This is a genomic window from Nesterenkonia sp. AN1 (assembly GCF_000582475.1).
GTDB lineage: Bacteria > Actinomycetota > Actinomycetes > Actinomycetales > Micrococcaceae > Nesterenkonia > Nesterenkonia aurantiaca.
The window spans coordinates 48,293-73,545 of sequence record NZ_JEMO01000009.1 but is presented as its reverse complement, the minus strand read 5'-3'; the positions used below and the strand labels follow the sequence as shown (position 1 = coordinate 73,545).

Annotated in this window: 18 protein-coding genes, 2 tRNA genes and 2 pseudogenes; 17 read left to right on the top strand and 5 right to left on the bottom strand. The window is 69.1% G+C overall.

Features of this window, described 5'->3' with window-relative positions:
• Nucleotides 1–3 precede the first annotated feature (3 nt).
• From ftsW to BG28_RS06180, 15 genes and pseudogenes are all read left to right on the top strand, one after another.
• Nucleotides 4–1,467 carry a putative lipid II flippase FtsW gene (ftsW, locus tag BG28_RS06250; protein WP_084479509.1) on the top strand — a complete coding sequence of 488 codons (1,464 nt, stop codon included), beginning with the start codon at nt 4–6 and terminating at the stop codon, nt 1,465–1,467.
• 20 nt (nt 1,468–1,487) lie between these two features.
• Nucleotides 1,488–2,609 carry an undecaprenyldiphospho-muramoylpentapeptide beta-N-acetylglucosaminyltransferase gene (gene murG, locus BG28_RS06245; RefSeq protein ID WP_235181000.1) on the top strand — a complete coding sequence of 374 codons (1,122 nt, stop codon included), beginning with the start codon at nt 1,488–1,490 and terminating at the stop codon, nt 2,607–2,609.
• 11 nt (nt 2,610–2,620) lie between these two features.
• Nucleotides 2,621–4,066 carry a UDP-N-acetylmuramate--L-alanine ligase gene (gene murC / locus BG28_RS06240; protein ID WP_036474936.1) on the top strand — a complete coding sequence of 482 codons (1,446 nt, stop codon included), beginning with the start codon at nt 2,621–2,623 and terminating at the stop codon, nt 4,064–4,066.
• Nucleotides 4,063–4,911 carry a cell division protein FtsQ/DivIB gene (locus BG28_RS16175; RefSeq protein WP_036474933.1) on the top strand — a complete coding sequence of 283 codons (849 nt, stop codon included), beginning with the start codon at nt 4,063–4,065 and terminating at the stop codon, nt 4,909–4,911. The genes murC and BG28_RS16175 overlap by 4 nt, the downstream gene beginning before the upstream one ends.
• A 336-nt stretch (nt 4,912–5,247) precedes the next feature.
• On the top strand, nt 5,248–6,492 hold the full coding sequence (ftsZ, locus tag BG28_RS06230) for a cell division protein FtsZ (RefSeq protein ID WP_036474931.1): 1,245 nt from the start codon (nt 5,248–5,250) through the stop codon (nt 6,490–6,492).
• Nucleotides 6,489–7,352 carry a polyphenol oxidase family protein gene (locus tag BG28_RS06225; protein WP_051501079.1) on the top strand — a complete coding sequence of 288 codons (864 nt, stop codon included), beginning with the start codon at nt 6,489–6,491 and terminating at the stop codon, nt 7,350–7,352. Before ftsZ ends, BG28_RS06225 begins: the two co-directional genes overlap by 4 nt.
• 135 nt (nt 7,353–7,487) lie before the next feature.
• Nucleotides 7,488–8,245 (top strand): annotated as a pseudogene (locus tag BG28_RS06220) (YggS family pyridoxal phosphate enzyme).
• Nucleotides 8,246–8,292: 47 nt separating this feature from the next.
• Complete coding sequence (locus BG28_RS06215) at nt 8,293–8,943, top strand: cell division protein SepF (RefSeq protein ID WP_036474930.1); 651 nt, start codon at nt 8,293–8,295, stop codon at nt 8,941–8,943.
• 20 nt (nt 8,944–8,963) lie between these two features.
• Nucleotides 8,964–9,251: a YggT family protein gene (locus tag BG28_RS06210; RefSeq protein WP_036474928.1), complete on the top strand. Its 288-nt coding sequence runs from the start codon at nt 8,964–8,966 to the stop codon at nt 9,249–9,251.
• Between the two features lie 179 nt (nt 9,252–9,430).
• A complete protein-coding gene (locus tag BG28_RS14315; RefSeq protein ID WP_051501078.1) occupies nt 9,431–10,339 on the top strand; it encodes a DivIVA domain-containing protein in 909 nt (302 codons plus the stop codon).
• 55 nt (nt 10,340–10,394) lie between these two features.
• Nucleotides 10,395–11,066 (top strand): signal peptidase II, encoded by a 672-nt coding sequence (locus tag BG28_RS06200; RefSeq protein WP_235180999.1) that lies wholly within the window; start codon nt 10,395–10,397, stop codon nt 11,064–11,066.
• Nucleotides 11,063–12,013 (top strand): RluA family pseudouridine synthase, encoded by a 951-nt coding sequence (locus BG28_RS06195; RefSeq protein ID WP_036474926.1) that lies wholly within the window; start codon nt 11,063–11,065, stop codon nt 12,011–12,013. The genes BG28_RS06200 and BG28_RS06195 overlap by 4 nt, the downstream gene beginning before the upstream one ends.
• Nucleotides 12,014–12,015: 2 nt before the next feature.
• Complete coding sequence (gene dnaE, locus BG28_RS06190) at nt 12,016–15,552, top strand: DNA polymerase III subunit alpha (RefSeq protein WP_036474924.1); 3,537 nt, start codon at nt 12,016–12,018, stop codon at nt 15,550–15,552.
• A 106-nt stretch (nt 15,553–15,658) separates the two neighbouring features.
• On the top strand, nt 15,659–16,162 hold the full coding sequence (nrdR, locus tag BG28_RS06185) for a transcriptional regulator NrdR (protein ID WP_036474922.1): 504 nt from the start codon (nt 15,659–15,661) through the stop codon (nt 16,160–16,162).
• 444 nt (nt 16,163–16,606) lie between these two features.
• The gene (locus BG28_RS06180; RefSeq protein WP_036474920.1) at nt 16,607–19,672 is read left to right on the top strand and encodes a helix-turn-helix transcriptional regulator; all 3,066 of its coding nucleotides are present in this window, start codon (nt 16,607–16,609) and stop codon (nt 19,670–19,672) included.
• A gap of 24 nt (nt 19,673–19,696) precedes the next feature.
• On the opposite strand, the pseudogene rpe reads toward BG28_RS06180, so the two are convergent.
• The 5 genes and pseudogenes from rpe to BG28_RS06155 all read right to left on the bottom strand — a co-directional run bounded on the left by rpe (nt 19,697) and on the right by BG28_RS06155 (nt 24,756).
• Nucleotides 19,697–20,349, bottom strand: a pseudogene (gene rpe / locus BG28_RS06175) (ribulose-phosphate 3-epimerase).
• Nucleotides 20,346–22,028 (bottom strand): RsmB/NOP family class I SAM-dependent RNA methyltransferase, encoded by a 1,683-nt coding sequence (locus BG28_RS06170; protein WP_084479507.1) that lies wholly within the window; start codon nt 22,026–22,028, stop codon nt 20,346–20,348. The pseudogene rpe and the gene BG28_RS06170 overlap by 4 nt, the downstream one beginning before the upstream one ends.
• Nucleotides 22,025–23,260: a methionyl-tRNA formyltransferase gene (locus tag BG28_RS06165; protein ID WP_051501077.1), complete on the bottom strand. Its 1,236-nt coding sequence runs from the start codon at nt 23,258–23,260 to the stop codon at nt 22,025–22,027. Before BG28_RS06165 ends, BG28_RS06170 begins: the two co-directional genes overlap by 4 nt.
• 16 nt (nt 23,261–23,276) lie before the next feature.
• Nucleotides 23,277–23,870, bottom strand: a complete 594-nt coding sequence (def, locus tag BG28_RS06160) for a peptide deformylase (protein ID WP_036474919.1) — start codon at nt 23,868–23,870, stop codon at nt 23,277–23,279.
• Between the two features lie 13 nt (nt 23,871–23,883).
• Nucleotides 23,884–24,756, bottom strand: coding sequence for a hypothetical protein (locus BG28_RS06155; protein ID WP_036474917.1), 873 nt, complete (start codon nt 24,754–24,756; stop codon nt 23,884–23,886).
• Nucleotides 24,757–24,985: 229 nt separating this feature from the next.
• On the opposite strand from BG28_RS06155, the gene BG28_RS06150 reads away from it, so the two are divergent.
• A tRNA-Gly gene (locus BG28_RS06150) sits at nt 24,986–25,059 on the top strand.
• A 122-nt stretch (nt 25,060–25,181) separates the two neighbouring features.
• Nucleotides 25,182–25,252 (top strand) — tRNA-Cys (locus BG28_RS06145).
• Nucleotide 25,253: the final 1 nt, after the last annotated feature.

Sequence of the window (25,253 nt, the reverse complement as noted above, 5' to 3'; positions counted from 1 at the left end):
TTGATGGACAAGCGGAGACCTCGAGTCCCAGCCTCCCCCGAACAGCGCAGGTCTCAGCTGCGTGCCGTGGAGGATCCGACCGACCCCGCACAGGAGCGGCCCGCCCAGCGGCGCGCCTCCCAGGATCGTGCCTCCCAGGATCGTCCGGCCCGGGAGCCGGAGGCCCGCGAGGCACAGCCCCGGGAGTCTGAGCCCCGGGAGGCCGAGGACTCCGACGGCGCCGCAGGTCGGCGCTGGAAGGCGGAGCGGACCAGCTCCCGGCAGAACCGGGTCCAGCGCTTCTGGAGCTTCCTGGAGATCGGGAACCCCTACACCACCTTCTGGCTGGTGCTCGGCTCCACGCTCGCGCTCTCGGTCATCGGGCTGACCTTCGTGCTGTCCTCGACCTCGGTGGACCCCACCGGGGGAGCCTTCACCACAGTCTCCCGGCAGGCCACCTGGGCCGCCATCGGGCTCGCCGGCATGTTCGTCATGATGATCCTGCCCACCCGATGGCTGCGCGCCGTCGGCTGGTTCCTGATGCTGCTTTCAGCGGTCCTGCTCGCCCTGGTGGCGTTCACCCCGCTGGGCTATACCGGCGGCGGTTCCACGAACTGGCTCCGGATCGGACCGGTCCAGGGACAGCCCTCTGAGGTCGCCAAGCTGGGCCTGGTGATGTGGGGCGCGGCCGTGCTGGCCAAGAAGGGCAGGCTGCTCTCTCAGTTCGTGCACTGGGTCACCCCGTTCGTGGCCCCCGGCGCGCTCTCCGTGCTCGTCCTGGTGCTGGCCGGCGGTGATCTGGGCACCAGCCTGATCATCATCCTGATCGTCGGCACGCTGCTCTTCGCCGCCGGGGTCGCCATGCGCTACTTCGTGATCGCCGCCAGCCTCGCCGCGGTGATGGTCGCACTGCTGATGCTGGTGACCCCCTACCGCATGATGCGCGTCTGGGCCTGGCTCGGGGTCAACTGCGACCACCCCACCGACCCCTGCCACCAGATGCAGCAGGGCTACTACGCCCTGGCCTCGGGCGGCTTCTGGGGCGTCGGCCTGGGGCAGTCGCGGCAGAAATGGGACTACATCCCCGAGGTCCACAACGACTTCATCTTCACCATCATCGGCGAGGAGCTGGGCCTGCTGGGCACCTTCACCGTGCTGGGCCTCTTCGCGGTGCTCGCCGTGGGCATGTTCCGCGTGGCCTACAACACCGAGGATCAGTTCACCCGGCTGGTCTGCCTCGGGGTCATCGCCTGGATCAACGGTCAGGCCTTCATCAACATCGGGATGGTCACCGGGCTGCTCCCGGTGGTGGGCGTGCCGCTGCCGTTCATCTCCTACGGCGGCTCGGCGCTGACCGTGACCCTGATCGCCGTCGGGGTGGTGCTGAACTTCGCCCGGCGCCAGCGCCAGCAGGGTCCCTCCCGCCGCGGGCGAACCGCGCCCTCGAAGGCCGCCGCGACCGCCCACCGCAAACCGATATCCGTCTGATGGCTGCCGAAGGAAAACCCATGAATGAGCTCTCCATTGTTCTCGCAGGCGGCGGCACCGCCGGCCACGTCAGCCCGATGCTGGCCGTCGCCCGCGCCCTCGACCGGCTCGCCCCCGAGGTCCGCCAGACCGTGATCGGCACCGCCGCAGGACTCGAGACCCGGCTGGTGCCCGAGGCCGGCTACCGGTTGGAGACCATCGAGAAGGTCCCCATGCCGCGCCGACCCTCCCGCAACATGCTGCGCTTTCCCTCCCGGTTCGGGCAGGCCGTGCGCGATGCCGCCGGGATCCTGCGCGCCGAGCAGGCCGACGTCGTGATGGGGGTCGGCGGATACGTGTGCACCCCGGTGTTCGTCGCGGCCCGGCGGCTGGGCATCCCCGTGGTCATCCATGAGGCAAACGCGCGGCCCGGCCTGGCGAACAAGCTGGGACACCGATTCGCCGCCTTCACCGGCGTCGCCTTCGAGAACACCCCGTTGAAGGGCTCGGAATGGGTGGGCATGCCGATGTCCCGCGAGATCTCTCAGCTCGACCGAGCGAAGCAGCGAGGACCGGCCCTCGAGACCTTGGGCCTGGACCCGGAGAAGGTCACCCTGGTCGTCACCGGCGGGTCCTCCGGGGCGCTCTCGCTGAACCTCTCGATCAAGGCGGCGCTGACCGAGCTGCTCGGCACCGGAGCCCAGGTGCTGCACCTGACCGGCCGGGACAAGGCGCTCACCGGTGAGCACGGCGGACTGCTGGAACACCCCGGCTACCACCAGCGGGAATACCTCGACGGCATGGAGCTCGCCTATGCCGCAGCGGACCTGATCATCGCCCGCGCCGGAGCGGCCACGGTCAGCGAGATCGCCGCCGTGGGACTGCCCGCCATCTTCGTCCCGCTGCCGGTGGGCAACGGCGAGCAGGAGCTCAACGCCCGGGAGCTGGTCGCCGCCGGTGGCGCGCTGCTGGTCAAGGATGAGCACTTCAACCGGTCCTGGATCCGGCGCAACATCGTGCCGCTGCTCGAGGACCCGGGGCTGCTGGCCACCATGGAGCAGCAGTCCGCCGCCCGCGGGATCACCGACGCCGACGACCGGATGGCCCGCGCCACCCTCGCCGCCGCCGGTCACCCGATCAGCACCTCCGAGACCGAGAAGTGAGCGTTCCCGCCATGAACCACGCCACCACCGGGACCCCTGATGTCACCGATGCTCCTGCCAGCGCTGCGCCGGCTTCCGACGCCGGGCTCGGGCATGTCCACTTCCTCGGGCTCGCCGGCGTCGGCGTCTCCGCCGTGGCGCGACTGATGGCCGCCGACGGCGTGCCGATCTCCGGGACCGACGCCAAGGAGCTTCCGGTGCTCGAAGAGTTCCGCCGCGGCGGAGCCGCCGTGCACGTGGGCTACCGGGCACAGAACCTGGCCGCCGCCGAGGCGCAGCTCGGTCACCCGATCACCGCGGTGATCGCCTCCTCCATCGCCGCCGAGGGAAACCCCGAGTATGACGAGGCCGTGCGCCGCGGACTGCCGGTGCTGCACCGCTCACAGGGCCTGGCCGCGCTGATGCGCACCCGCCGGGCGGTCGCGGTGGCGGGCACCCACGGCAAGACCACCACCTCGTCCATGGCGACGGTGCTGCTGGAACAGGCCGGGCTCTCGCCGACCTTCGCCGTGGGCGCCAATGTCGCCGGACTCGGCGTCAACGCCGCCACCGGCACCGGGGAGTGGTTCATCGCCGAAGCCGATGAGTCCGACGGCTCGCTGCTGAACTACGCTCCCGAGGTCGGGGTGGTCACCAACGTCGAAGCCGACCATCTGGATCATTACGGCACCGCCGAAGCGGTGGAACAGGTCTTCGTGGACTTCACCGAACGCATCACCGACGGCGGGGCGCTGATCATCTGCACCGACGACGCCGGAGCCCGTGCGCTGCTGGCGAAGGTCGCCGAGCCGCTGGCCTCCCGCGGGGTCAGCATCACCAGCTACGGCACCGGGGAGGACGCGGACCTGCAGCTGAGCAGCATCACCCGCGAGGGCGGGACGGTGCGTGAAGGCGCTGAGGAGGCCCGGCTGCGGCTCGCCGTGCCCGGGGTGCACAACCAGCTCAACGCGCTGGCCGCCATCGCTGTGGGCCGTCAGGCCGGTCTCTCGCTGGCCACCAGCGTCGAGGCGATCTCGCACTTCCAGGGCACCTCCCGCCGCTTCGAGCTGCGCGGCGAGGTCTCTGGGGTGCGCGTCTATGACGACTACGCCCACCACCCCACTGAGGTTGCGGCGGTGCTCCAGGCTGCCCGTGCCTCGCTGGGCGGCGATCAGGGTCGGGTCCACGTGATCTTCCAGCCGCATCTGTTCAGCCGCACCGCGGCCTTCGCCGCGGACTTCGGCACCGCACTGACCGCCGCCGACACGGTGGCGGTCCTGGAGATCTACCCGGCCCGAGAGGAGCCCATCGAGGGCGTCACCGCCGCCCTGCTGGGACACCCGGTGCGCGGCACCGCCGAGGCCGTGGCAGAGGTGGCCTCTGCCGCCCGTCCTGGGGACCTGATCATGACCCTCGGGGCCGGTGACGTCACCGCCCTGGGTGCAGACATCCTCGACGCGCTCACGGCCCGCCGATGAGGCTGCGGCATCCCCGCCGCGCCAGCGACCGCGCAACAAACGGCGACACAGGCGACGCCACAGACGGCGCCACGCTTTCGGAAGCGGAGTCCGACGGGTCTGCGGAGGAGTCGCTGCTGGACTTTCCGGAGCCGGCCGCGGTCACGGGCAGACGTCGCCGTCGTCGTCGGATCCTCACCGCGCTGATCGCGCTGGCGGTCCTGCTCGGCGTGGTGGCCACGCTCTATTTCTCCCCGCTGCTGGTGGTGCGCGCCATCGCGCTGCAGGACAACGATCTGCTCACCGATCAGCGCGCCCAGGAGCTGCTGGCTCCGCTGCACGGCACACCCCTGGCCCAGATCAGCCAGCGTGACGTGGAGGGGCTGCTCGAGGAGGAACGCGCGGTGGATGAGGTGATCGTCGCCGCCCGGCTGCCCGAGGGTCTGGACATCCTGGTGATCGAGCATCCCCCGGTGGCCGAGGTCCACGTGGAGGAGGAGATCCTCTTCTACAGCCAGGAGGGCGAGCTGATCAGGACCTTCGACGAGGACCAGCGCGAGGATGCGCAGGGCTACGCCACTCCGGTGATCTCTGCGGAGGCCGCACTGGAGAATGAATCGGTCTTCAAGACCATCGTCTCGGTCCTGGGCCAGCTGCCCGAGGCGCCCGCGAGTCCTTGGACTCAGCCACGGCGGAGTCCAGAGACTCGGTGCAGCTCGAGCTGCAGGACGGGCGCACCGTGGTCTGGGGCAATGATGAGCGCGGAGACGAGAAGGCCGCGGTCCTGGAGGCGATCCTGGGCTCCCCGGCGGAGGAGTTCGACGGCGTCGAGGTGCTCGACATCTCGACTCCGAGCGCGCCGGTGACGCGGTAAGCCTCTGTGGCGCGTAGGCTTATGACCGAAAAGAACATCAGATAGGGGACGCCTCTTGAGGATCCTCTCAGGTTCAAGTAAAGCTTGAACCTTGCTGTTGGTTCGCAGGCAACAGAAGAATGTCTCAGGTATGGAGGCTCCCGTCCGCTGAAGAGCCGCTGCGACGTCACGGGCTGCCGCCCATGATCGAACCGATGTACCCGCGAATGACATCGGCACGATCAGGTGGCCCGAGACGGGTGAAGACAGTGAGGAGTCGCGCTGCGGCTTCGGAAGCGACGGGGGTCTCCGTGCATTTGAGACCAGAGACGAGCAAGGGACACACAACGTGGCATCACCGAACAACTACCTGGCCGTGATCAAGGTCGTCGGCATCGGTGGCGGCGGCGTCAACGCCGTCAACCGCATGATCGACGTCGGTCTCCGTGGCGTGGAATTCATCGCCATCAACACCGACGCCCAGGCGCTGCTGATGAGCGACGCCGACGTCAAGCTCGACGTCGGCCGTGAGCTGACCCGTGGACTGGGCGCCGGCGCCAACCCCGAGGTCGGCCGCCAGGCCGCCGAGGACCACTCCGAGGAGATCGAAGAGGTCATCCGCGGCGCGGACATGGTGTTCGTGACCGCAGGCGAAGGCGGCGGCACCGGAACCGGCGGCGCCCCCGTGGTCGCCCGGATCGCTCGATCGCTCGGCGCGCTGACCATCGGCGTGGTCACCCGCCCGTTCACCTTCGAAGGCCGCCGGCGCGCCGGCTCGGCCGAAGAGGGCATCGAACAGCTCCGCGACGAGGTCGACACGCTCATCGTGATCCCCAACGACCGGCTGCTCTCGATCTCGGACAAGAACGTCTCGGTCCTGGACGCCTTCCGCTCCGCGGACCAGGTGCTGCTCTCCGGCGTGCAGGGCATCACCGACCTGATCACCACACCGGGCCTGATCAACCTCGACTTCGCCGACGTGAAGTCGGTCATGCAGGGTGCCGGTTCGGCCCTGATGGGCATCGGTTCGGCCAACGGCGAGGACCGGGCGGTCAAGGCCGCCGAGCTGGCCATCGCCTCGCCGCTGCTGGAAGCCTCCATCGACGGCGCGCACGGCGTGCTCCTGTCCATCCAGGGTGGCTCGGATCTCGGACTCTTCGAGATCAACGAGGCCGCTCGGCTGGTCCAGGAGGTCGCCCACCCGGAGGCCAACATCATCTTCGGCGCCGTCATCGACGACGCCCTCGGTGATGAGGCACGGGTCACCGTGATCGCCGCCGGCTTCGACCAGGTCGACGCCACCTCCCGGCCCGCGCAGCCGCTGCAGAACCAGGCGCCCGCGCGCAGCGTCGGATCCGCATCCCCGGCCGCACGCACCGCTCCGCCGGTGCCAGGGACCGTGCCCGGCACGATTCCGATGGGCGCAGGCGCGGCACGCAACGCCGGATCCCAGGACACGGCGCCGCAGCAGCGGTTCGCTCCGTCGCGGCGCCGTCACGAGAATGAGGAGCAGCAGGACATCCCGGACATCGTCGAGTCGGACTACACCGGAGGCCGCAACGACGACCTCGATGTGCCTGACTTCCTGAAGTGACCTCGGCCCCCACCAGCATGGGGGCCGGCACGGCCGGGTCCCCGTCACCGTTCTGGTGGCGGGGCCGGGCCGGGGACTGCGTAGAGCTGGGCTTCACCTCAGTGGACGCCGGCAATCTGGCGGGCCATGCGGGCCCCCAGTCTCAGGTGCTCCAGGATCGTGGACGTCTCGAGGCCGCCATGGGCGTGCCGGAGGGATCCCTGCGCTTCCTGAACCAGGTTCACTCGGCCGAGGTGCTCGACGCCGAGAATGCCGCCCAGCACGATCCTGGGCAGTCCGCCGAGCAGGCCGGACTCGACTCGAGGGCGGAGCCCACCGGGGACGCCTGGGTCTGCGCCGATGGGTCGGTGCCGCTGGCCATCATGGTCGCCGACTGCCTGCCGGTGCTCTTCTACGGGCAGCGCGCCGCCGGGGACCCCCAGCATCGGGTCCCGGTGACGGCGGCCGCCCACGCCGGGCGCCCAGGGCTGCTGGCGGGGATCCTGGAGAACACCGTGGCCGCGATGCAGGACCGCGGAGCCGCACGGATCACCGCCTGGATCGGTCCCGGCGCCTGTGGGTCCTGCTACGAGATTCCGGACCAGATGGTCGCCGAGATCTCGCCGGGCCGGCCCGCCATCGCCTCGACCACGAGCTGGGGCACCAGCGCGCTGAACCTGCGCGCCGAGGCCCAGGCCGTGCTCGCCCAGCGGGGAGTCACCGTCGAGGAGCTCGCTGGCTGCACCATCGAGGACGACTCATTGTTCTCCCACCGCCGAGACCCTGATCGAGGACGCTTCGCCGGGGTGATCTGGATGCCTCAGAGTGCCTCCGCAGCGGCGCCCCCGGCCGAGCTCCCGACCGAGCCTGCGGCTCGATAGGCTGTCCCTGTGCAGACCAGCCCAGAATCAGCCAGTCCAGAACCAGCCGGCCCAGAATCAGCCGGCCCAGAGCCAGCCGCCCGGGACTCGCGCAGCCAGGAGCTCGCCGCGAACCTCGCCGCGGTCCACGCCCGGATCGACCGGGCCATGGCCGCCGTCGGACGCCAGGACCGACCTGAGCTGATCGTGGTCACCAAATTCTTTCCCGCCGCCGACGTGCTCAGGCTGTATCGGCTCGGCGTGCGTGACGTGGGGGAGAACCGGGACCAGGAGCTGCCGCCAAGGCTGCGGAGGTCGAGCAGCTGCTTCGTGGCGAGGCCGGCACATCCACCGCCGGGAGCTCCACCGCCGGGAACTCTGTCGCAGGGGACACTGTGGCGGCCACAGGCCAGGCCTCGGCTCCTGCCCAGGACGGGCTGCACTGGCACTTCATCGGCCAGCTGCAGTCCAATAAGGCCCGCTCCGTCATCGACTACGCCGATCACCTGCACTCCGTGGACCGGGCGTCCCTGCTCAAGGCGCTGGCCAAGGCCGCGCCGGCCGGGGACGGGCTGCCGCTGACCTGTCTGATCCAGGTGGATCTGCGTGACCCGGTGCCCACCGACGGCAGGGGAGGGGCCGACCCCGCGCAGATCCCCGAGCTGGCGAAGCGCATCGCGGAGGCCCCCGGGCTCCAGCTCGGCGGCCTCATGGCTGTGGCTCCGCTCCAGGAGCCCCCCGCCCCGGCCTTCCGCCGACTCGCGGAACTCTCCGCGCAGCTGCGTCTCGCCCACCCCCAGGCCCGGATGATCTCCGCCGGAATGAGCGGTGACCTGGAGGAAGCCGTGGCCCACGGTGCGACACACCTGCGAGTCGGTCGAGATGTCCTGGGTGAGCGTCCGCTTGAGCGATAGTCTCGAGACAGCGCAGTGACAATTCAAACTTCCCCAGGAGAACCCTCATGGCCGGTGCCTTCAAGAAGACCATGATCTACCTCGGCCTCGCCGACGGAGACGACTACAGCGAGGACAGCTTCTCCAAGGAGCCCTCCGCCACGACCCGCAACACCCAGGGCTCGATCTCCGAGCCCAGCTCGGTGAGCCGCAGCTCCTCGATGACCGGTTCGGTCCGCGAGACTCCGGCGCCCACCAGCGCCACCTCCTCCGCTCGCAGCAGCGAGGTCGTCTCCCTCGGGATCGATCACGCCGAGGACTCCTCACACACAGGCCAGTACAACAGCTCCAACTTGGCAGTGGCCCCGGACTATCGTGCTCCGGTCACCCCGATCAAGCGAGCTCCCTCATCCCGGGATGAAAGTTCACCGATGCGAAAAATCACCACCGTGCACCCGCGCTCCTACAACGACGCTAAGGTCATCGGCGAGTCCTTCCGAGACAACATCCCGGTGATCATGAACGTTACCGACATGGGCGAGGCTGAGGCCAAGCGACTGGTGGACTTCTCCGCCGGGCTGGTCTTCGGCATGGGTGGTTCCATCGAGCGGGTCACCAACAAGGTGTTCCTGCTGACCCCGAAGAACATCGAGGTGCTGGCTGAAGAGCGCGCCGCGGCGGAGACCCCGTCCTCGGCCCAGTTCTTCAACCAGAGCTGAACCAAGTACGCTTTGCAGCTGTGGATCTCTTAACCGCACCCCTGTACCTGCTGCTGACCGTCTACCAGTTCGCCCTGGTGGTCCGCATCGTCTTCGACCTGACCCAGCAGTACGCCCGGAGCTGGCGTCCCAAGGGCCTGCCGCTCATGATCGCCGTCGGGGTCTACACCATCACCGACCCGCCGATCCGGTGGATCCAACGCAAGGTCCCGCCGCTGAACCTGGGCGGCGTGTCCCTGGACATGGGCTTCCTGCTGGTGTTCCTGGTCGTGGTGATCGCCAAGATGGTCCTGCGCGGATTCGCCTGACCCATGGTGCCCGAGGGCCCAGCACTGCGCCGCTGGGGGGACCCTCGTCTGCCCTCTGGCTGCGTAAAACCAGCACTTGAAGGTTGAAGTCGAGGGCAGCGAATCGCCACGGGTATCCTGGACGTTGATCCGAAGACCAGCTTCTGAGCTTTCCCAGCCACTCGATGAGGTGACACCGCATGGCCCTGACCCCCGATGATCTCCTGAACAAGGAATTCCCCGAGACCAAGTTCCGTCCCGGTTACGACAAGGACGAGGTCGATGACTTCCTTGACGAGGTGGTCGTCGAATGGCGGCGCCTGGCCCAGGAGAACGAGGACCTGACCGCCAAGGTCGCGGCCCTCGAGGAGCAGCTTGAGGAGAACCCCGCGAACCTGGAGCCCGATGAGCTCAAGGATGCGGGCCTCTCCGGCTACGCCGGGACCACCTCGACGATGACCGGCTCGCTGGCCCCGACCTCGGAGGACCACGAGTTCGGCTCCGACGCCTCGGTCACCGCTCATCCCGAGTACGCGTTGGGCACCCGTCCTGCCCAGGAGCGTCCCGCCGCCGAAGGCGCTGCTGCAAGCGACCAGGCCACCTCGGCCACCGGTGTGCTCGCGATGGCGCAGAAGCTGCATGACCAGTACGTCTCCGAGGGTGAGCAGACTCGCGCGGCCTACATCGCCGAGGGCGAGGCCAAGCGCACCGAGTACATCGCCGAGGGCGAGCAGACCCGGGACGCCTACATCTCTGAGGGTGAAGGCACCCGCAACGCCTACGTCCTGGAGGGGGAGACCCGCCGCGACGAGCTGGTCAGCACCGCAGAGGCCACCCACGCCCAGCTCCTGGCCGAGGCCGAGCGTCGCCGCAACGAGATCGTCACCGAGGCCGAGACCCGGTCCGAGAACATGATCGAAGAGGCGGAGCTGACCTCCACCCGCACGCTGAACGCGCTGGAGCACAAGAAGGCCGACCTGGAGTCCAAGGTCGGCGAGCTGACCAGCTTCGAGCGGGACTACCGGGCCCGGCTCCGGGACTACATCGAAGGTCAGCTCGGCGAGCTCAACAGCCGCGGCTCGATCGAGAAGGAAGCCACCGTCAGCTGATCCCGCTGGCCGACGCCGAGGCGTCGGGATGACACCTGGCCTGTAGAATCCAACGGTGTCGAAACAGCTCCCAGCAGACCCTCAGCGGTCCATGCGAACCCCGTCCCGCCGAACTGCGCTCATCGTGGCAGCGGCCCTGGCGGTGTTCGCCTGGGCCGCTGATCAGTTGACGAAGATCTGGGTCGAATCCACCATGACCCTGGGGGAGCAGACCGAGGTGCTTCCGCCGGTGCTCTACTGGCGATACCACCTGAACCCCGGCGCCGCGTTCTCGATGGGCACGGACTACACCTGGGTCTTCACCCTGATCATGATCGGGGTGCTCGGCTATGTGGCGTTCAAGAGCCGTGAGCTCGGGGGCTCCTGGCTCTGGACCCTGGGACTGGGCGGCCTCGCCGGCGGTGTCGCCGGGAACCTCACCGACAGGATCTTCCGTGCCCCGTCGCTGACCGAGGAGGGCTTCAACAGCTTCGGACAGGGCCACGTGGTGGACTTCATCGCCGTGCCGAACTTCGCGATCTTCAACATCGCGGACTCCTTCATCGTGTGCTCGATCATCGCCATCTGCACCATGATGATCTTCGGACTCAACCTCGACGGCACCCGGGAGCACGACGCCGAGCAGCCTGACGCCGAGCAGCCCGGCAACGAGAAGCCCGACGCCGAGCAGCCCGCCCCGAAGCGATCTGCCACCTCCACCACCGACGCTGCGGAGACCGAAGTATGAGCCCTCATCACATCGCGGTGCCCAGCGAGCTCGACGGCGGGCGGGCCGACGCCGTGCTGGCCACCCTCTTCGAGGTCTCCCGCGTGGAGAGCGTCCAGTGGCTCAAGGACGGGCTGGTCACCTGGGCGCAGGACCGCACCCAGGGCCGCTCCGCCGGACGGAAGGTGAAGAAGTCTGACCGGCTTGCCGCCGGGACCGAGCTCGCCGTCGTCGTGCCCGAGAAGCTGGACCCCCTTGAGGTGAGGATCGAAGCCGTGGAAGACCTGACCCTGCTGCACCAGGACACCGAGATCGTGGTGGTGGACAAGCCGGTGGGCGTCGCCGCGCATCCCTCTCCCGGCTGGACCGGACCCACCGTGATCGGGGGACTGCTTGCGGCCGGGGTGGAGATCTCCACCTCCGGGGCCCAGGAGCGCCGCGGGATCGTGCACCGCCTCGACGTGGGCACCTCCGGAGTGATGGTGGTGGCCAAGACAGAACATGCCTACTCGGTGCTCAAGGACGCGTTCCGTGAGCGCACCACGCATAAGAGCTATCACGCCCTGATCCAGGGGTTGCCCGATCCGGTGGACGGCACCATCGACGCCCCGATCGGCCGGCACCCCGGACATGACTGGCGCTTCGCGGTGCTCGACGGCGGCCGGGACTCGCGCACCCATTACCGGCTGAAGCAGGCCTATGGGCGGGCCAGTCTGATGGACGTCACGCTGGAGACCGGACGAACCCACCAGATCCGAGTCCACTTCTCCGCACTGGGTCACCCCTGCGCCGGAGATCTCACCTATGGCGCCGACCCGCAGCTGGCCGCCGACCTCGGCCTGACCCGACAGTGGCTGCACGCGGTGGAGCTGGGCTTCCACCATCCCGGCAGCGGCGACTGGGTGAGCTACCGCACCGACTACCCCGCGGATCTGGCCCAGGCCCTCGAGATCCTGGAGAACGGCTGAGCATGGCAACCACCGGTGATTTCGTCCACCTGCACAACCACACCGAGTACTCGATGCTCGACGGCGCCGCGAAGATCGGCGAGCTCTTCGAGCAGACCCAGAAGCTGGGCATGCCCGCCGTGGCCACCACCGACCACGGGTTCCTCTTCGGCGCCTACGAGTTTTGGAAGACCGCCCAGAACTACGACGTGAAGCCGATCATCGGGCTCGAGGCCTACCTCTCGCCCGGCACGCACCGCTCCGACCGCACCCGGGTGAAGTGGGGCGACGGGGTCATTGGCGAGAAGGACGTCTCCGGCGGCGGTGCCTACACGCATATGACCATGTGGGCGGAGAACACCACCGGGATGCACAACCTGTTCCGGATGGGCTCGCTGGCCTCCCTGGAGGGCTACTTCTACAAGCCGCGCATGGACCGGGAGCTGCTGCAGACCTACGGCAAGGGCATCATCGCCACCACCGGCTGCCCTTCCGGTGAGATCCAGACCCGGCTGCACCTGGGCCAGTACGAGGAGGCCAAGAAGGCGGCAGGGGAGTACCAGGACCTCTTCGGGAAGGAGAACTTCTACTGCGAGCTGATGGACCACGGCCTCGACATCGAGCGCAAGGTGAAGCAGGACCTGATCAAGCTCGCCCGCGAGCTGAACATGCCGATGGTCGCCACCAACGACCTGCACTACACCCACCAGCACGACCACAAGGCCCACGGGGCGCTGCTGTGCGTGCAGTCCAACTCCACCCTCGATGACCCCAACCGATTCAAGTTCGGCTCCGAGGAGTTCTACCTCAAGTCCGCCGCGGAGATGCGCGACCTGTTCCGCGACTTCCCCGACGCCTGCGACAACACCCTGGCCATCGCCGAACGCTGCCAGGTCGAGTTCAACGAATCCGCCTCCTATATGCCCCGGTTCCCGGTGCCCGAGGGCGAGTCCGAGGAGTCCTGGTTCATCCAGGAGGTCGAGAAGGGGCTGCACTACCGGTTCCCCAACGGCATCCCGGACGAGGTCCGCAAGCAGGCCGAGTACGAGATCGGCGTCATCACCCAGATGGGCTTCCCGGGGTACTTCCTGGTCGTGGCGGACTTCATCACCTGGGCCAAGGAACAGGGGATCCGAGTGGGCCCGGGCCGCGGCTCCGGCCCCGGCTCGATGGTCGCGTTCGCGATGCGCATCACCGACCTCAACCCGCTCCAGCACGGGCTGATCTTCGAGCGCTTCCTGAACCCCGACCGCGTCTCCATGCCCGACTTCGACGTCGACTTCGATGATCGGCGACGCTCCGAGGTCATCCAGTACGTGGTCAACAAGTACGGCGACGAGCGAGTGGCCATGATCGTCACCTACGGCACGATCAAGTCCAAGCAGGCGCTGAAGGACTCCGCCCGCGTCATGGGCGAGCCGTTCGCCACCGGTGACCAGCTGAGCAAGAAGATGCCCCCCGACGCCATGGGCAAGCCGATGCCGCTGGGTGACATCTATGACCCCAAATCGGCCCGGTACTCCGAGGCCGCCGAGATGCGCGAATATGTCGACGCGGACCCGCGGATGACCGAGATCTTCAACCTGGCCTCCGGCCTGGAGGGGCTCAAGCGGCAGTGGGGCGTGCACGCGGCGGGCGTGATCATGTCCAGCGACCCGCTGATCGACATCATCCCGATCATGAAGCGCGAGCAGGATGGCGCGATCATCACGCAGTTCGACTACCCGATCTGCGAGAACCTCGGCCTGATCAAGATGGACTTCCTGGGTCTGCGCAACCTCACGATCATCTCCGACTGCCTGGAGAACATCGCGCTGAACAAGGGCATCGAGATCGACCTGGAGAACCTCGAGCTCACCGACCGGGCGGCCTATGACCTGCTGGCCCGTGGAGACACCCTGGGCGTCTTCCAGCTCGACGGCGGCGGCATGCGCTCGCTGCTGCGGCTGATGCGCCCGGACAACTTCGAAGACATCTCCGCCGCCCTGGCGCTCTACCGGCCCGGTCCGATGGGCGCGAACTCGCACACCAACTATGCGCTGCGCAAGAACGGGCATCAGGAGGTCAGCCCGATCCACCCGGAGCTCGAGGAGCCGCTGCTCGAGATCCTGGGCACCACCCACGGGCTGATCGTCTACCAGGAGCAGGTCATGGCCATCGCGCAGAAGGTCGCCGGCTACTCCCTGGGCCAGGCCGACATCCTCCGCCGCGCCATGGGCAAGAAGAAGAAGTCCGAACTGGACAAGCAGTACGTGAACTTCTCCGGTGGCATGGAGGCTCACGGCTACTCCGCCGCGGCGATCAAGGCGCTGTGGGATGTCCTGCTGCCGTTCTCCGACTACGCCTTCAACAAGGCGCATACCGCCGCCTACGGGCTGATCGCGTATTGGACCGCCTACCTCAAGGCGAACTATCAGGCCGAATACCTGGCCGCCCTGCTCACCTCGGTGGGAGAGAACCGGGACAAGCTCGCGCTCTACCTCTCCGAGTGCCGCCGCATGGGGGTCACGGTGACCTCCCCGAGCATCAACGAGTCCGCGCTGACCTTCACCCCGGTCGGAGACGAGACCATCCGCTTCGGCATGGGCGCGGTGCGCAACGTGGGCTCCAACGTGGTCGCCGGCATGGTCTCGGCTCGAGAGGAGAAGGGCCGCTATGAGACCTTCGCGGACTTCCTCAAGAAGGTCCCGATGCAGGTCTGCAATAAGCGCACCATCGAATCGCTGATCAAGGCCGGCGGGTTCGACGAGCTCGGGCACACCCGGCGGGCGCTGGTGACGATCCATGAGCAGGCCATCGACCAGGCGATCTCGGAGAAGAAGGGCTCTCAGGCCTACGAGACCGACCTCTTCGGCAGCGCGGACATGGAGCTCGGGGACTCGCTCTCGGTCAGCGTCCCGGACCTGCCGGAGTGGGAGAAGATGGACAAGCTCTCCTTCGAGCGCGAGATGCTCGGCCTCTACGTCTCCGACCACCCGCTCCAAGGTCTGGAGCGGGTCCTGGCCCACCACGCGGATCGCTCGATCTCCTCGGTGATGGGCGAGGACGGCCCGGCCGACGGCGCCGGGATCACCATCGCCGGGATGATCACCTCGCTGCAGCGCCGAGTCGCGAAGTCCTCCGGGAACCCCTACGCGCGGGCCGAGATCGAAGACATGGCCGGCACCATCGAGGTGATGTTCTTCGGCAAGACCTATCAGGCGGTCTCGATGATCCTGGCCGAGGACCTGGTGGTCTCGGTGAAGGGCCAGATCGATCGGCGCGAGGACGGCAGCGTCACGCTCAAGGCCATGGACGTGACCGTCCCGGAGATCAACGAGGACGGCAACGCCGGACCCGTGGTGGTCTCGGTCTCCGCCCAGCGGGCCTCGGAACACCTGGTGCTGGAGCTGGGACGGGCCCTGCGGGCGCATCGGGGGAACTCCGACGTGCATGTGCGGCTGCTCTCCGGGGACAAGATCGAGCTCCTGCGGCTGGGCCACGAGTACCAGGTCAGCCCCTCGCCGGCGCTCTTCGGGGATCTCAAGGTGTTGCTCGGTCCCGGCTGCCTGGAGCTCTGAGCCGCGAGTCGCACCTGCTCCACACCCCACACCGAAGGCCCGGGAGTCACAACATCTTGTGGTTCGAGATTTGAAGCACACTATATGTGGTGGGTAGACTTGGAGTATGTACTGCCCCTATTGCCGCCATGACTCCTCGCGGGTCGTCGACTCCCGCATGCTCGACGACGGCTCCGGGATTCGCCGACGTCGGCAGTGTCCACAGTGCTCCAAGCGGTTCACCACGATGGAGACCACGAGTCTGAACGTGATCAAACGCTCCGGCGCCGCTGAGCCCTTCGACCGGTCCAAGGTGATCAACGGGGTCCGCAAGGCCTGTCAGGGAAGGCCGGTCTCCAACGACGACCTCGCCGTTCTGGCCCAGGAGGTGGAGGAGAACATCCGCGCAGCCGGCAATGCCGAGGTCGACGCCAACGACGTCGGGCTTGCCATCCTCGGGCCGCTGCGTCGCCTGGATGTGGTCGCCTATATGCGCTTCGCCTCGGTGTATCGCGGGTTCGACTCGCTGCAGGACTTCGAGAACGCGATCGCGGAGCTGCGCCGGGAGGAGCTCCACGGACCTTCAAGTTCAGGTGCAACCGTGGTGCAGCCCAGATTCGGATTCCGCTAGACTCATGGCTGTACCGGTGGTGCTCTCTTCTGGGGAAGGTTGAGAGCGCCACCGGTCTTTTCGTCTGTAGGGCTGGTTCTGCCCGCGCCGGTCCTGCGTCGTGCCGGGGCCGTTCCGCGCTGGTTCTGCCCGCGCCGGCTCAGCCCCGGCCGTGCGGTGCAAGACGCACGGCCGAGACGGACGGGCTCCCCTCAGGGGGGAGCTCAGGCAACGACCCCCGGACGCACTGATGGTCCGGAGAGAACCCCCTGAACTTTCTCTCCGGACCACCTGCGCCTCCGAGGAGGCACTCCCATTACACGCTCCCTGCGAGACCGTACCGCGCAGATGTCCCAAAACCACGTAGTCTGACCTGAGAAACCCAGTAGAACATACGGGCCGGGAGAGTTCCGAGAATCTGGTCCATCAGCTAAGGAGCTCACGGTGCACCCCAGTGATCCTTTCGTGGGAAGACGCGAGGAGATCGAGCTGATCCGCCGGGCGGCTGATCGCGCGCAGATGGGCAAGGCGCAGTTCGTGGTCATCGAGGGCTTCACCGGTTCCGGGAAGACCCGCCTGGTGCACCAGGCGATGGAGCCCTACTCGGAGTGGAACGAACGCACGATCCTGTTGGATGAATCGTTCAGCCGCCGCGCGAGGTCCGGGATCCGGCACCTCCTGGGCACGGGGTTCACCGGGCCCACCGAGCTGGAGGACCTCCTGTCCAGCGGCTTCGACGCCGCGCAGAACTTGCAGCGGCCCTACCTGATGAGCGTGAAGAATCTTCACCTGGTCGACGAGGTCTCCGCCGAGGCGCTCTGGCACGGGCTGAGCATCTTACAGAACGGCCCGGTGCTGGTGGTGCTGAGCACCCAGGGTTCGGTGCGACCCGAGGTGCAGAGGCTGATCCGGCTCGCGCAGGCCAGCCCGCGCGGGACCTACATCGGCCTGCAGCCGCTGCCGCTGCGAGAGGTCGGTGAGCTGCTCGAGGCCTACGCCGAGCTGCCGATCGCCACCTCCGTGGCGGCCCAGGTGCTGCGTGAGACCGACGGCTACCCAGGCCTGGTGGAACAGGTGGGGCGCTGGCTCCGGCGGGTCCCCGCCGGCACCCGCAGCATCGATCAGGCGCTGGCCGCCACCGTGCGGTCCTCGGACTACAGCGGGATGCACCGAGACGTGATGACCCAGATGAGCGGGCTCAACGAGCACGACCGCCGCGCCGTCGCGCTGCTGGCCGCAGCCGATACCGCGCTGAGCCGTCCCCAGCTCGAATCAGCGCTTGGGGCCGCCGTGGACCCCGCCGCACTGCTGGGCACTGCGCTGCTCAGCTGGGAGGAGCTCACGGGCCGCTACGCGGTGCCGCGCCGTTCGCTGAGCCGAGCCGTACTCAGCGGCACCACGGAGGTCGAGCAGGCCCAGCTGCTGCTGGCGCTGGCGGGAGTGCTGGAGGGGGAGGAGTCGGTGCGCCATCTGGCCGAGGCTCTGCGACGGGACCCGTCGCTGGGGGGCCGGGAGGAGGTGATCGCGGCGCTGCACGGCTACGCACGTCAGGCCGCCAGGCGTCAGGACTTCCATGAGGCCTTCGACCACGTCATGGCCGCCGTCTCGATGGCCCTCGAGGACGTGGAGTCTCTGGGCCTGCTCGCCGGACTGGCCGTGCGGACCAACCGGGTCTCCGCCCTGCTTGCGCTGGAACCCGCGATGCGCGCAATGCCCGAGTCGACCGGCCGCTCCGGGATCCTGGCGCTGATCATGTTGGAACATTCGGATGTCGACGCCGCGCTTCAGGAGCTGGAGTCGGTCACCGCGTCTCCGGACCGGGGACTGCCCGTCTACGCCGAGGCCGTCATCGAGGTCAATGCCCGGCTCTATGCGGTCTCGCGCCGCCGCCGGGTCGCTGCGCTGGCGACACGGGTCTCCGCGACGCTCGGCGAGATCCTGAGCCGAGCGGATGGCCTGGAACTGGTCGGGGACGTCTGGGACCTCGGTCAGCTGCAGGGCCTGGAGGCGCTGAACCAGCTCTGGATGGAGCTCTCGGCGGAGGACCCCGGAGATGCCGTCGCCATGATCGACCACGTCTCGGCGGCGTTGGGGCAGCTGCGCGGCCGAGCCGGCGTCGAGCGGTTCGAAGGGGCGATGCACGCGGTGCGCGGCGGTCTGCACCGGCAGGTCGGACAGATGGACCGCGCGTATCGGGACCTCAGCGTCGCCGCCGCGCAGGACGGCACCAGCAGCTACGTGATGTATGCCCGATCCCAGCTGGCGCTGCTGCTGTTCAGCTCGGCGTACTGGGAGGAGGCGCAGCAGATGGCCGACCGCGCCGCCGGGGAGGGCCTGGCGCGCGGCGAGAATGCCGTCTCCCATGTGGCCTGCGCCGTCTCGGCCGTGGTCCCCGCCGCGCGCGGGGAGATTCAGAAGGTCCGTCAGCGGCTGAACGTGCTGCACGAGAGCCACTTCGCGAAGGGGCCGCTGGCCACCGGCACCATCGACTGGGTGGAGGCCTCCCTGGCGGCCTCGCAGGGCGACTTCCGCGGAGTGGCACGGAACCTGTTGAGCATGCGCAACGACGGCACCGCATGGTGGGCGATGGAGCCCCAGGCGGTGAGCATGCTCGCCCGGGCACTGCACGCGAGCGGGTGGTCCGCGATGCTGCCCGCCCTGCTGCGCAGCGCCGAGGGTGAGTCCGGCGTCGCGGACTTTCAGCACCATCTGACCACCCCGTTCCTGCGGGCCTTTGTACGCTGGGGTGCCGGCGCCCCGGTGGAGGCGATGAACAGCTTCTTGGAGGTTCTGCGCGGCTATGACGCTGCGGAGGCCATCCGACCCACGCAGCCTCCGGGGGAGGGCGGCGGTTTTAGGATCTTCCGGGCCATGCTCAGCATCGACATCGCGACCCTGGTCACGGCCTACCCGCAGGAGCTGACCCGGCATCGGGCCACGGCCCTTGAACTGGCCGTGTGGGCGGCCTCGGTGCTGCAGTCCTGCGGCGCGGAGGCGCAGCTGGAACGGGCCAATCAGCTGATGGAGGCACTGCGCCCGCGGCTCCTCGACAAGCCGCCGCGCAGCTTCGGCGCTCCCGCAGCCGGTGGCCCAGGAACAGCCGCGGTCGCCTTCGGGCCCGCCGGGTCTGAGGAGCCACCGGCGAAAGATCCTGCCGGCGCCAGGTCCGACATCGCAGGGTCAGCGGCGCCCGCGACGTGGCCTGCCACGGCCGCCTCGGGCGGGGGAGCGACCGGCGCAACACCCCCGGTCAGGCCACGGCGCGCCGAGGCTCGGCGAGTCGCCCGGGCCCCCACAGATCCGGTGGCGCCCTCGGAGTCGGCGCTGAGCCTGCGCGCCGAACAGGCGCTGCGCGGTCTCTCCCGACGCGAGCGGCAGGTCTCGCTGTTGGTCTCTGAAGGCATGACGAACCGTGAGATCGCGGGGCAGCTGGTGCTCTCGGTGCGCACGGTCGAATACCACGTCGCCAATGCGATGACGAAGCTGGAGATCCACTCACGGCGCGATCTCCGAGGAATCATCGGCCGCTGAGCTCGTGGGCCGTGACCGGCCGGGTCAGCTGGCGAGTCGGCGCAGCTGCGCGATCGCGGCGGCGGCATCCTCGGCGGAGTAGACCGCTGAACCGGCGACGAAGGTGTCCGCACCCGCCTCCGCGGCCCGCTGGATCGTCTCGGTGCTGATGCCGCCGTCGACCTGCAGCGCCACGGTCCCACCCAGGTCATCCACGGCCTGGCGGGCGCGCCGGATCTTCGGCAGGATCAGGTCCAGGAAGCTCTGGCCGCCGAAACCGGGCTCCACAGTCATCAGCAGCAGCATGTCGAGCTCCCCGAGCATGTCCAGATACGGTTCGATCCCGGTGGCCGCTTCAGTGCCATCGCCGAACGGGTGCCTTGGGAGCGCAGCTCGCGAGCGAGCCGGATCGGTGCCTGCGCCGCCTCGGCGTGGAAGGTCACCGACTCGCAGCCGAGCTCGGCGTACTGCGGCGCCCAGGTGTCGGGGTCCTCGATCATCAGGTGGATGTCCATGGGCAGCCCGGTAGCGGCGCGCAGCGATTTCACCACCGGCAGACCGATGGTCAGGTTCGGCACGAAATGGTTGTCCATGACATCCACGTGGACCGCATCAGCGGAGTCGATCCGGGACAGTTCGCTGGCAAGGTTCGCGAAGTCGGCGTTGAGGATGCTGGGGTGGATGCGCGGGCTGATCACAGGCCGATCCTACCCGCGGGGTGTTCCGCGACGGCGTCGGACTCGGCCGAGGCTGACTCATGCTTCGCGCCCACCGGGCGCTGGAGCAGGGCGAAGAACATCGCATCGGTGCCGTGGACATGCGGCCAGAGCTGTACGCAGCGCGCGGCGGTCTCGCTGCCGGCACTTCCCGTCGCCTCGCGCAGCAGCTCCACGCCCGCGTCCCGGGCGGCGGCGCGCATCGGTTCGTGCGCGTCACGCAGTTCCAGCTCTGGGTGGCGGCGCAGCAGGTCATCGACCTGGATCACGGTCTCGGCCATGTGTGGGGAGCAGGTGACATAGGCCAGCAGCCCTCCTGGGGCCAGCGCCCCGACGGCGGCGTCGAGAAGCTCCTGCTGGAGTGCGGTGAGACCGGAGAGGTCTCCGGGGGTGCGCCGCCAACGGGCCTCGGGCCGGCGCCGCAGCGCGCCGAGGCCGGTGCATGGGGCGTCGACCAGGATCCGCTGGAAGTCGGTGCCGGCCGGCTCCTCGGCGATGGTGCGGCCATCGCCGGTGCGCACGGTCCAGGCCTGGTGCTCCACCGCGTCCAACGCCTGGGTCACCAGCTTGGCACGGTGCGCGGCAGGCTCGTTGGCGAGCACCGTGGCACCGCGCTGGGCGGCCAGCGCGGCCAGCAGCGCGGCTTTGCCGCCCGGGCCCGCACACAGGTCGAGCCAGCGCTCTGCGGCCTCACCCTGATCGGGGAGCTCCGCGGCGGCCAGGGCCCGGGTGACCCACTGGGAGCCGATGTCCTGGACCCGCAGCTGACCCTCGCGGATGCCGGGCAGTCGGGCGATGTCGCCGCCGCGGAAGATCGCCGCCCCGGCCAGCGCGCTGGAGGCCACGGCGCCGGCCTCCTGGGCGCTGCGCAGCCGGGCACCCTCGACCGGGCTGGTCCCGGGAAGCTCCACCAGATGGACCTCGGGGGCGGCATTGTCTGCGCGCAGCAGCGCCTCCAGCTCGTCGCCGCGGCCATGCAGGCGCAGCGACTGGCGCAGCGCGCGCACCACCCAGGCCGGGTGGGCATGGGTCAGCGCGAGCGCGTCGTCCGCGCTGAGCTTCCGATCGTGGGCGAGCTGCTCGGTCCACTCCGCCAGGGTCTTGGCGCTGACCTTGCGCAGCACGGCATTGACCAGTCCGCTGGGCCCGGCCCCGATCTCGGCGCGCACCAGGGCCACGGTCTCGTCCACCGCGGCGTGGGTCTCCACCCGCATGTTCAGCAGCTGGTGAGCTCCCAGGCGCAGCGCGTCGAGGACCGGGGCGTCGAGCTCGCTCAGCGGACGGTCCACGCAGGCGGAGAGGATGGCGTCATAGGTGCCGGTGCCGCGCAGGGTGCCATACGTGAGCTCGGTGGCGAAGCCGGCGTCGCGCTTGTCCAGCCGTTTCCGGCTGATCTCGGCAGGCAGGGTCAGGTTGGCGTAGGCGTCGTCGCGGCTGACCGCGCGCAGCACGGTGAACGCGGTGAGCCGTGCCGGGTCGGCGCGACGTTTGCGCTGCGCCGGAGCTGCGGCGCTGAAGCCGCGTGTCGGCGCATTTCTGCCCGACTTCCCCTGACCCGTCTGGCCCGGGCCCGCGGCGCCCTTTCCGCCCCGGTTGCGTTCCCGGCCCTTCTCGTTGCGGCGGCTGGGCGGCTGGCTGGCGTCTCGGGCGCTGGGGCTCATCGGGTGCGCTCTTCCATGGGGGTCGGGGGAGTGCTCGGGGTGCTGGGGGCCTGCCCGGTCGCGGCGGCGGGCGCGGTGGCGGGCGCGGTGGCCTCGGTCGGTTCGGGATGGGTCCCGTCGGGAAGGGTCCCGTCGGGAAGGACCTGCTCAGGTCGTTCCTGTTCCGGGCCGCCCAGGAGCACCGTCTCCTGCAGGCCGCGGTACCAGTCGGCGGCGTTGAGCATCTGTTTGCCGGACGGCTGCACGCTGGTGAGCACCACATCGGCACCGTCGCCGGCGCGGAACCCGATCAGCGTCCCGGCACCGGGATGCTCGGGGTCGAGCTGGCACACCTGCCCGACCTCGACGCGCGTCTCGAGGACGGCTGGATCGGTGGCCTGGAGCTGGTCCGGGGCTGCACCGGACGACGGCTCGGGACGGTAGAGCCGGGCGACGCCGAGCTTGATCCGCTGGTCCCCGCTCAGCGTCCAGGCGCCGGGCTCCGGGATGGTCGCGTTGATCCGGTGGACCAGTTCCGCGGCCGGACGGCGGGGATCGATGAAGGCGTCCTCGGAGGTGAGCTTGGGCGCGTAGCTGGGGTCCCCGACCTGCTCCTGCGGGGTGGAGCGACCGGCGAGCAGGTCCGGCAGCAGCACCATGAGCAGGGATGCACCCAGCGCTGTGAGCTCCTCCAGGACCGTGCCGGCTGAGCTGGCCTCGGCGATCTGGTGGCTGCAGGTGCCGTGGATCGGTCCGGTGTCCATCCCGCGCTCGAGCTGGAACACCGTGGCGGCGGTCTCGGTCTGTCCGGCGAGCATCGTGTGTGGCACCGGTGCGGCGCCGCGGTGCAGCGGCAGCCGCGAGTAGTGCAGGTTCACCCAGCCGCGGGCGGGGGCTTCAAGTGCGGGTGTCGGCAGAAGTGCGCCATAGGCGACGACGACGCCGAGTGTGGCTTCCAGAGCGGTGAGCTCGGCGGTGACCTCGGCGTCGACCCGGTCGGCCTTGATCACCGGGATGCCGGCCTCCTCGGCGACCTGCGCCACCGGGGAGGGGGTCAGCTTGCGCCGTCGTCCCACCGGCGCGTCGGGTCGGGTGAGCACTGCGGCCACTTCGGCTCCGGAGCGCAGCAGCGTCCGCAGTGCGGTGGCGGCGATCTCCGGGGTGCCGGCGAAGATGATCCGTCCCGGGCCCGGACTGGTGCCGCGGGTCTCGGCGCGCGCCGCGGCCAGCGTGTCTTCGGTGAACTGCTGCATGGTCTGGGTCGGCCTTTCAGGAGGCGAAGAAGCTGCTGTGGCTGGTCTTGCGGGAGCCAAGGGTCTGATCGATGGCCTGGCCGTAGTCTCGGGAGCGCAGCGCGCGTGCCGCCGCGACCTTGTCCTCGCCGGTGAGGCGGTCCACGAAGAGCCGGCCGTCGAGATGGTCCACCTCATGCTGGAAGCACGCCGCCAACAGACCGGTGGCCTGGAGCTGGAGCGGCGCACCATCGGCTCCGATGCCCGTGAGCAGCACCTCTTGGGAGCGCATCACCGGGGCGTAGATCTCCGCCACCGAGAGGCATCCCTCGCGGAGCAGGTTCTCACCCTCTGCCGCACCGCGTTCAGGCTCGCGCGCGGTGAGGGCGCGCTCGCCGCGCAGGGTCAGCTCGGGGTTGATCACGGCACCCCGATCTCCCGCCACATCAAAGGTGAAGATTCTGCGGCTCACCCCGATCTGCGGAGCCGCCAGCCCGATGCCGGAGACCGCGTCCATGGTCTCGAACATGTCGGCGATCAGCTCCTGGGTGCGGCGGTCCAGGTCCGGCACGGGTGCCGCCGGGGTGCGCAGCACGGGATCGCCGATCATGCGGATGCTCAGGACAGTCATGGGAGACATTCTGTCATTGTTCAGCGTCCGCCCCGGCGGGGGCGGGCAGCGGCGGCGGGGCGATCGGACGCAGCGCGATCCCCGCGGACTCGGTGGCCCGGCTGTGCTCCCAGACCTGGCGCAGCGCCCAGAACTTGTGCCAGTGAGCTTTCAACACCGCCGGACTGGCCTGATTCGGCACCACCTCCGCCTCGGAGACCGCCACCGCCAGCAGGACCGGGTCGGTGCCGTAGGGCCAGGGCTTCCACTCCCCGGACCGGGCGTCGAGGAGCATCTCCTCGGCCTGCATTCCGGCCACCAGCTGCATCACCACCGAGTCGCTCAGCGGCTTGGACCGCCCGTCACGGGTCAGTCCCTTGGTCTTGAAGTCGATGATGCAGGTGCGCCCGCCGATGTCCGCGACGAGATCCAGCGTCCCGGCGTAGCCCAGGGTGTGGTTCCAGACGGTCACCTCCGCCGCGAGCGGGGTGACGCCGTAGAGCTGCCACCATTCGTCGAAGCGATCAGCGAAGCCGGACTCACGGTGCTCGGCCAGCGCCGCGCGGGCCTCACCGACGCCGTGGCGCAGCCCCAGGGACTCCAGCGCGACCTGCTCGGCGTAGTGGTGGACTCGATCCCCTCGAGCGGCAGCGGCATCCCGGAAGCGCTCGGCGGCCGAGGAGGCCTGCCGCGCCAGCCGCTTGAGCTCGGCGGGGGAGCCCACGGCGTTGGCCAGCCGGGCGTCCCCGGCGAGCTCCGCGCTGGCCATATGCCCGGCCCAGCCGGTCAGGTCCTTGTGCTCCTGGCCGATCACCGTGGTGATGGAGGGCACCTCGGGGGTGCCGCCGATGGAACGTGAATACATGCGGCCATGATCTGTGGCGTGCGCGAGGCTGGGCTGTGTCATCGGCTCCAGTCTGCCACTGCGCACGGACACGGCTCGAGGCGGGGCCCGGCGGCGGAGCGATGGCGGACCGCTGGTGGGCCGATGGTGGGCCGATGGCGGACCCCCGGGAACGGGCCCGGCCGGTTGGCTGAGGACGGGGTTCGACAGCCCGATTGGACGAGCGGGCGAGACCTGCGCTATCGTTTCAAGTCGTTGAAACGCCGCAGAAAACCGCGGTCGGGACGGCACTGCGGATGTAGCTCAGCTGGCTAGAGCATCACCTTGCCATGGTGAGGGTCGCGAGTTCGAATCTCGTCATCCGCTCGTAGGACCAAGTACGTGTGTATGAGAGGATTCATGACGAACTCCTCTCATGATGTGAGGGCCTGATCAGGCCTTACCACTGAATGTCGAGCGAAGGTCATTACAGGCCGGAGATCGACTGCGGTGGGGTGGCCGAGTGGCGAGGCAGCGGCCTGCAAAGCCGTTAACGCGGGTTCGATTCCCGTCCCCACCTC

Bases quoted from the DNA above. Each gene is read 5' to 3' on its own strand.
- ftsW (WP_084479509.1), top strand. From the start codon at position 4: ATGGACAAGCGGAGACCTCGAGTCCCAGCCTCCCCCGAACAGCGCAGG.
- BG28_RS06215 (WP_036474930.1), top strand. From the start codon at position 8,293: ATGGCCGGTGCCTTCAAGAAGACCATGATCTACCTCGGCCTCGCCGAC.
- murG (WP_235181000.1), top strand. From the start codon at position 1,488: ATGAATGAGCTCTCCATTGTTCTCGCAGGCGGCGGCACCGCCGGCCAC.
- nrdR (WP_036474922.1), top strand. From the start codon at position 15,659: ATGTACTGCCCCTATTGCCGCCATGACTCCTCGCGGGTCGTCGACTCC.
- BG28_RS16175 (WP_036474933.1), top strand. From the start codon at position 4,063: ATGAGGCTGCGGCATCCCCGCCGCGCCAGCGACCGCGCAACAAACGGC.
- BG28_RS14315 (WP_051501078.1), top strand. From the start codon at position 9,431: ATGGCCCTGACCCCCGATGATCTCCTGAACAAGGAATTCCCCGAGACC.
- BG28_RS06170 (WP_084479507.1), bottom strand. From the start codon at position 22,028: ATGAGCCCCAGCGCCCGAGACGCCAGCCAGCCGCCCAGCCGCCGCAAC.
- def (WP_036474919.1), bottom strand. From the start codon at position 23,870: ATGACTGTCCTGAGCATCCGCATGATCGGCGATCCCGTGCTGCGCACC.
- BG28_RS06165 (WP_051501077.1), bottom strand. From the start codon at position 23,260: ATGCAGCAGTTCACCGAAGACACGCTGGCCGCGGCGCGCGCCGAGACC.
- murC (WP_036474936.1), top strand. From the start codon at position 2,621: ATGAACCACGCCACCACCGGGACCCCTGATGTCACCGATGCTCCTGCC.
- dnaE (WP_036474924.1), top strand. From the start codon at position 12,016: ATGGCAACCACCGGTGATTTCGTCCACCTGCACAACCACACCGAGTAC.
- BG28_RS06195 (WP_036474926.1), top strand. From the start codon at position 11,063: ATGAGCCCTCATCACATCGCGGTGCCCAGCGAGCTCGACGGCGGGCGG.
- BG28_RS06155 (WP_036474917.1), bottom strand. From the start codon at position 24,756: ATGACACAGCCCAGCCTCGCGCACGCCACAGATCATGGCCGCATGTAT.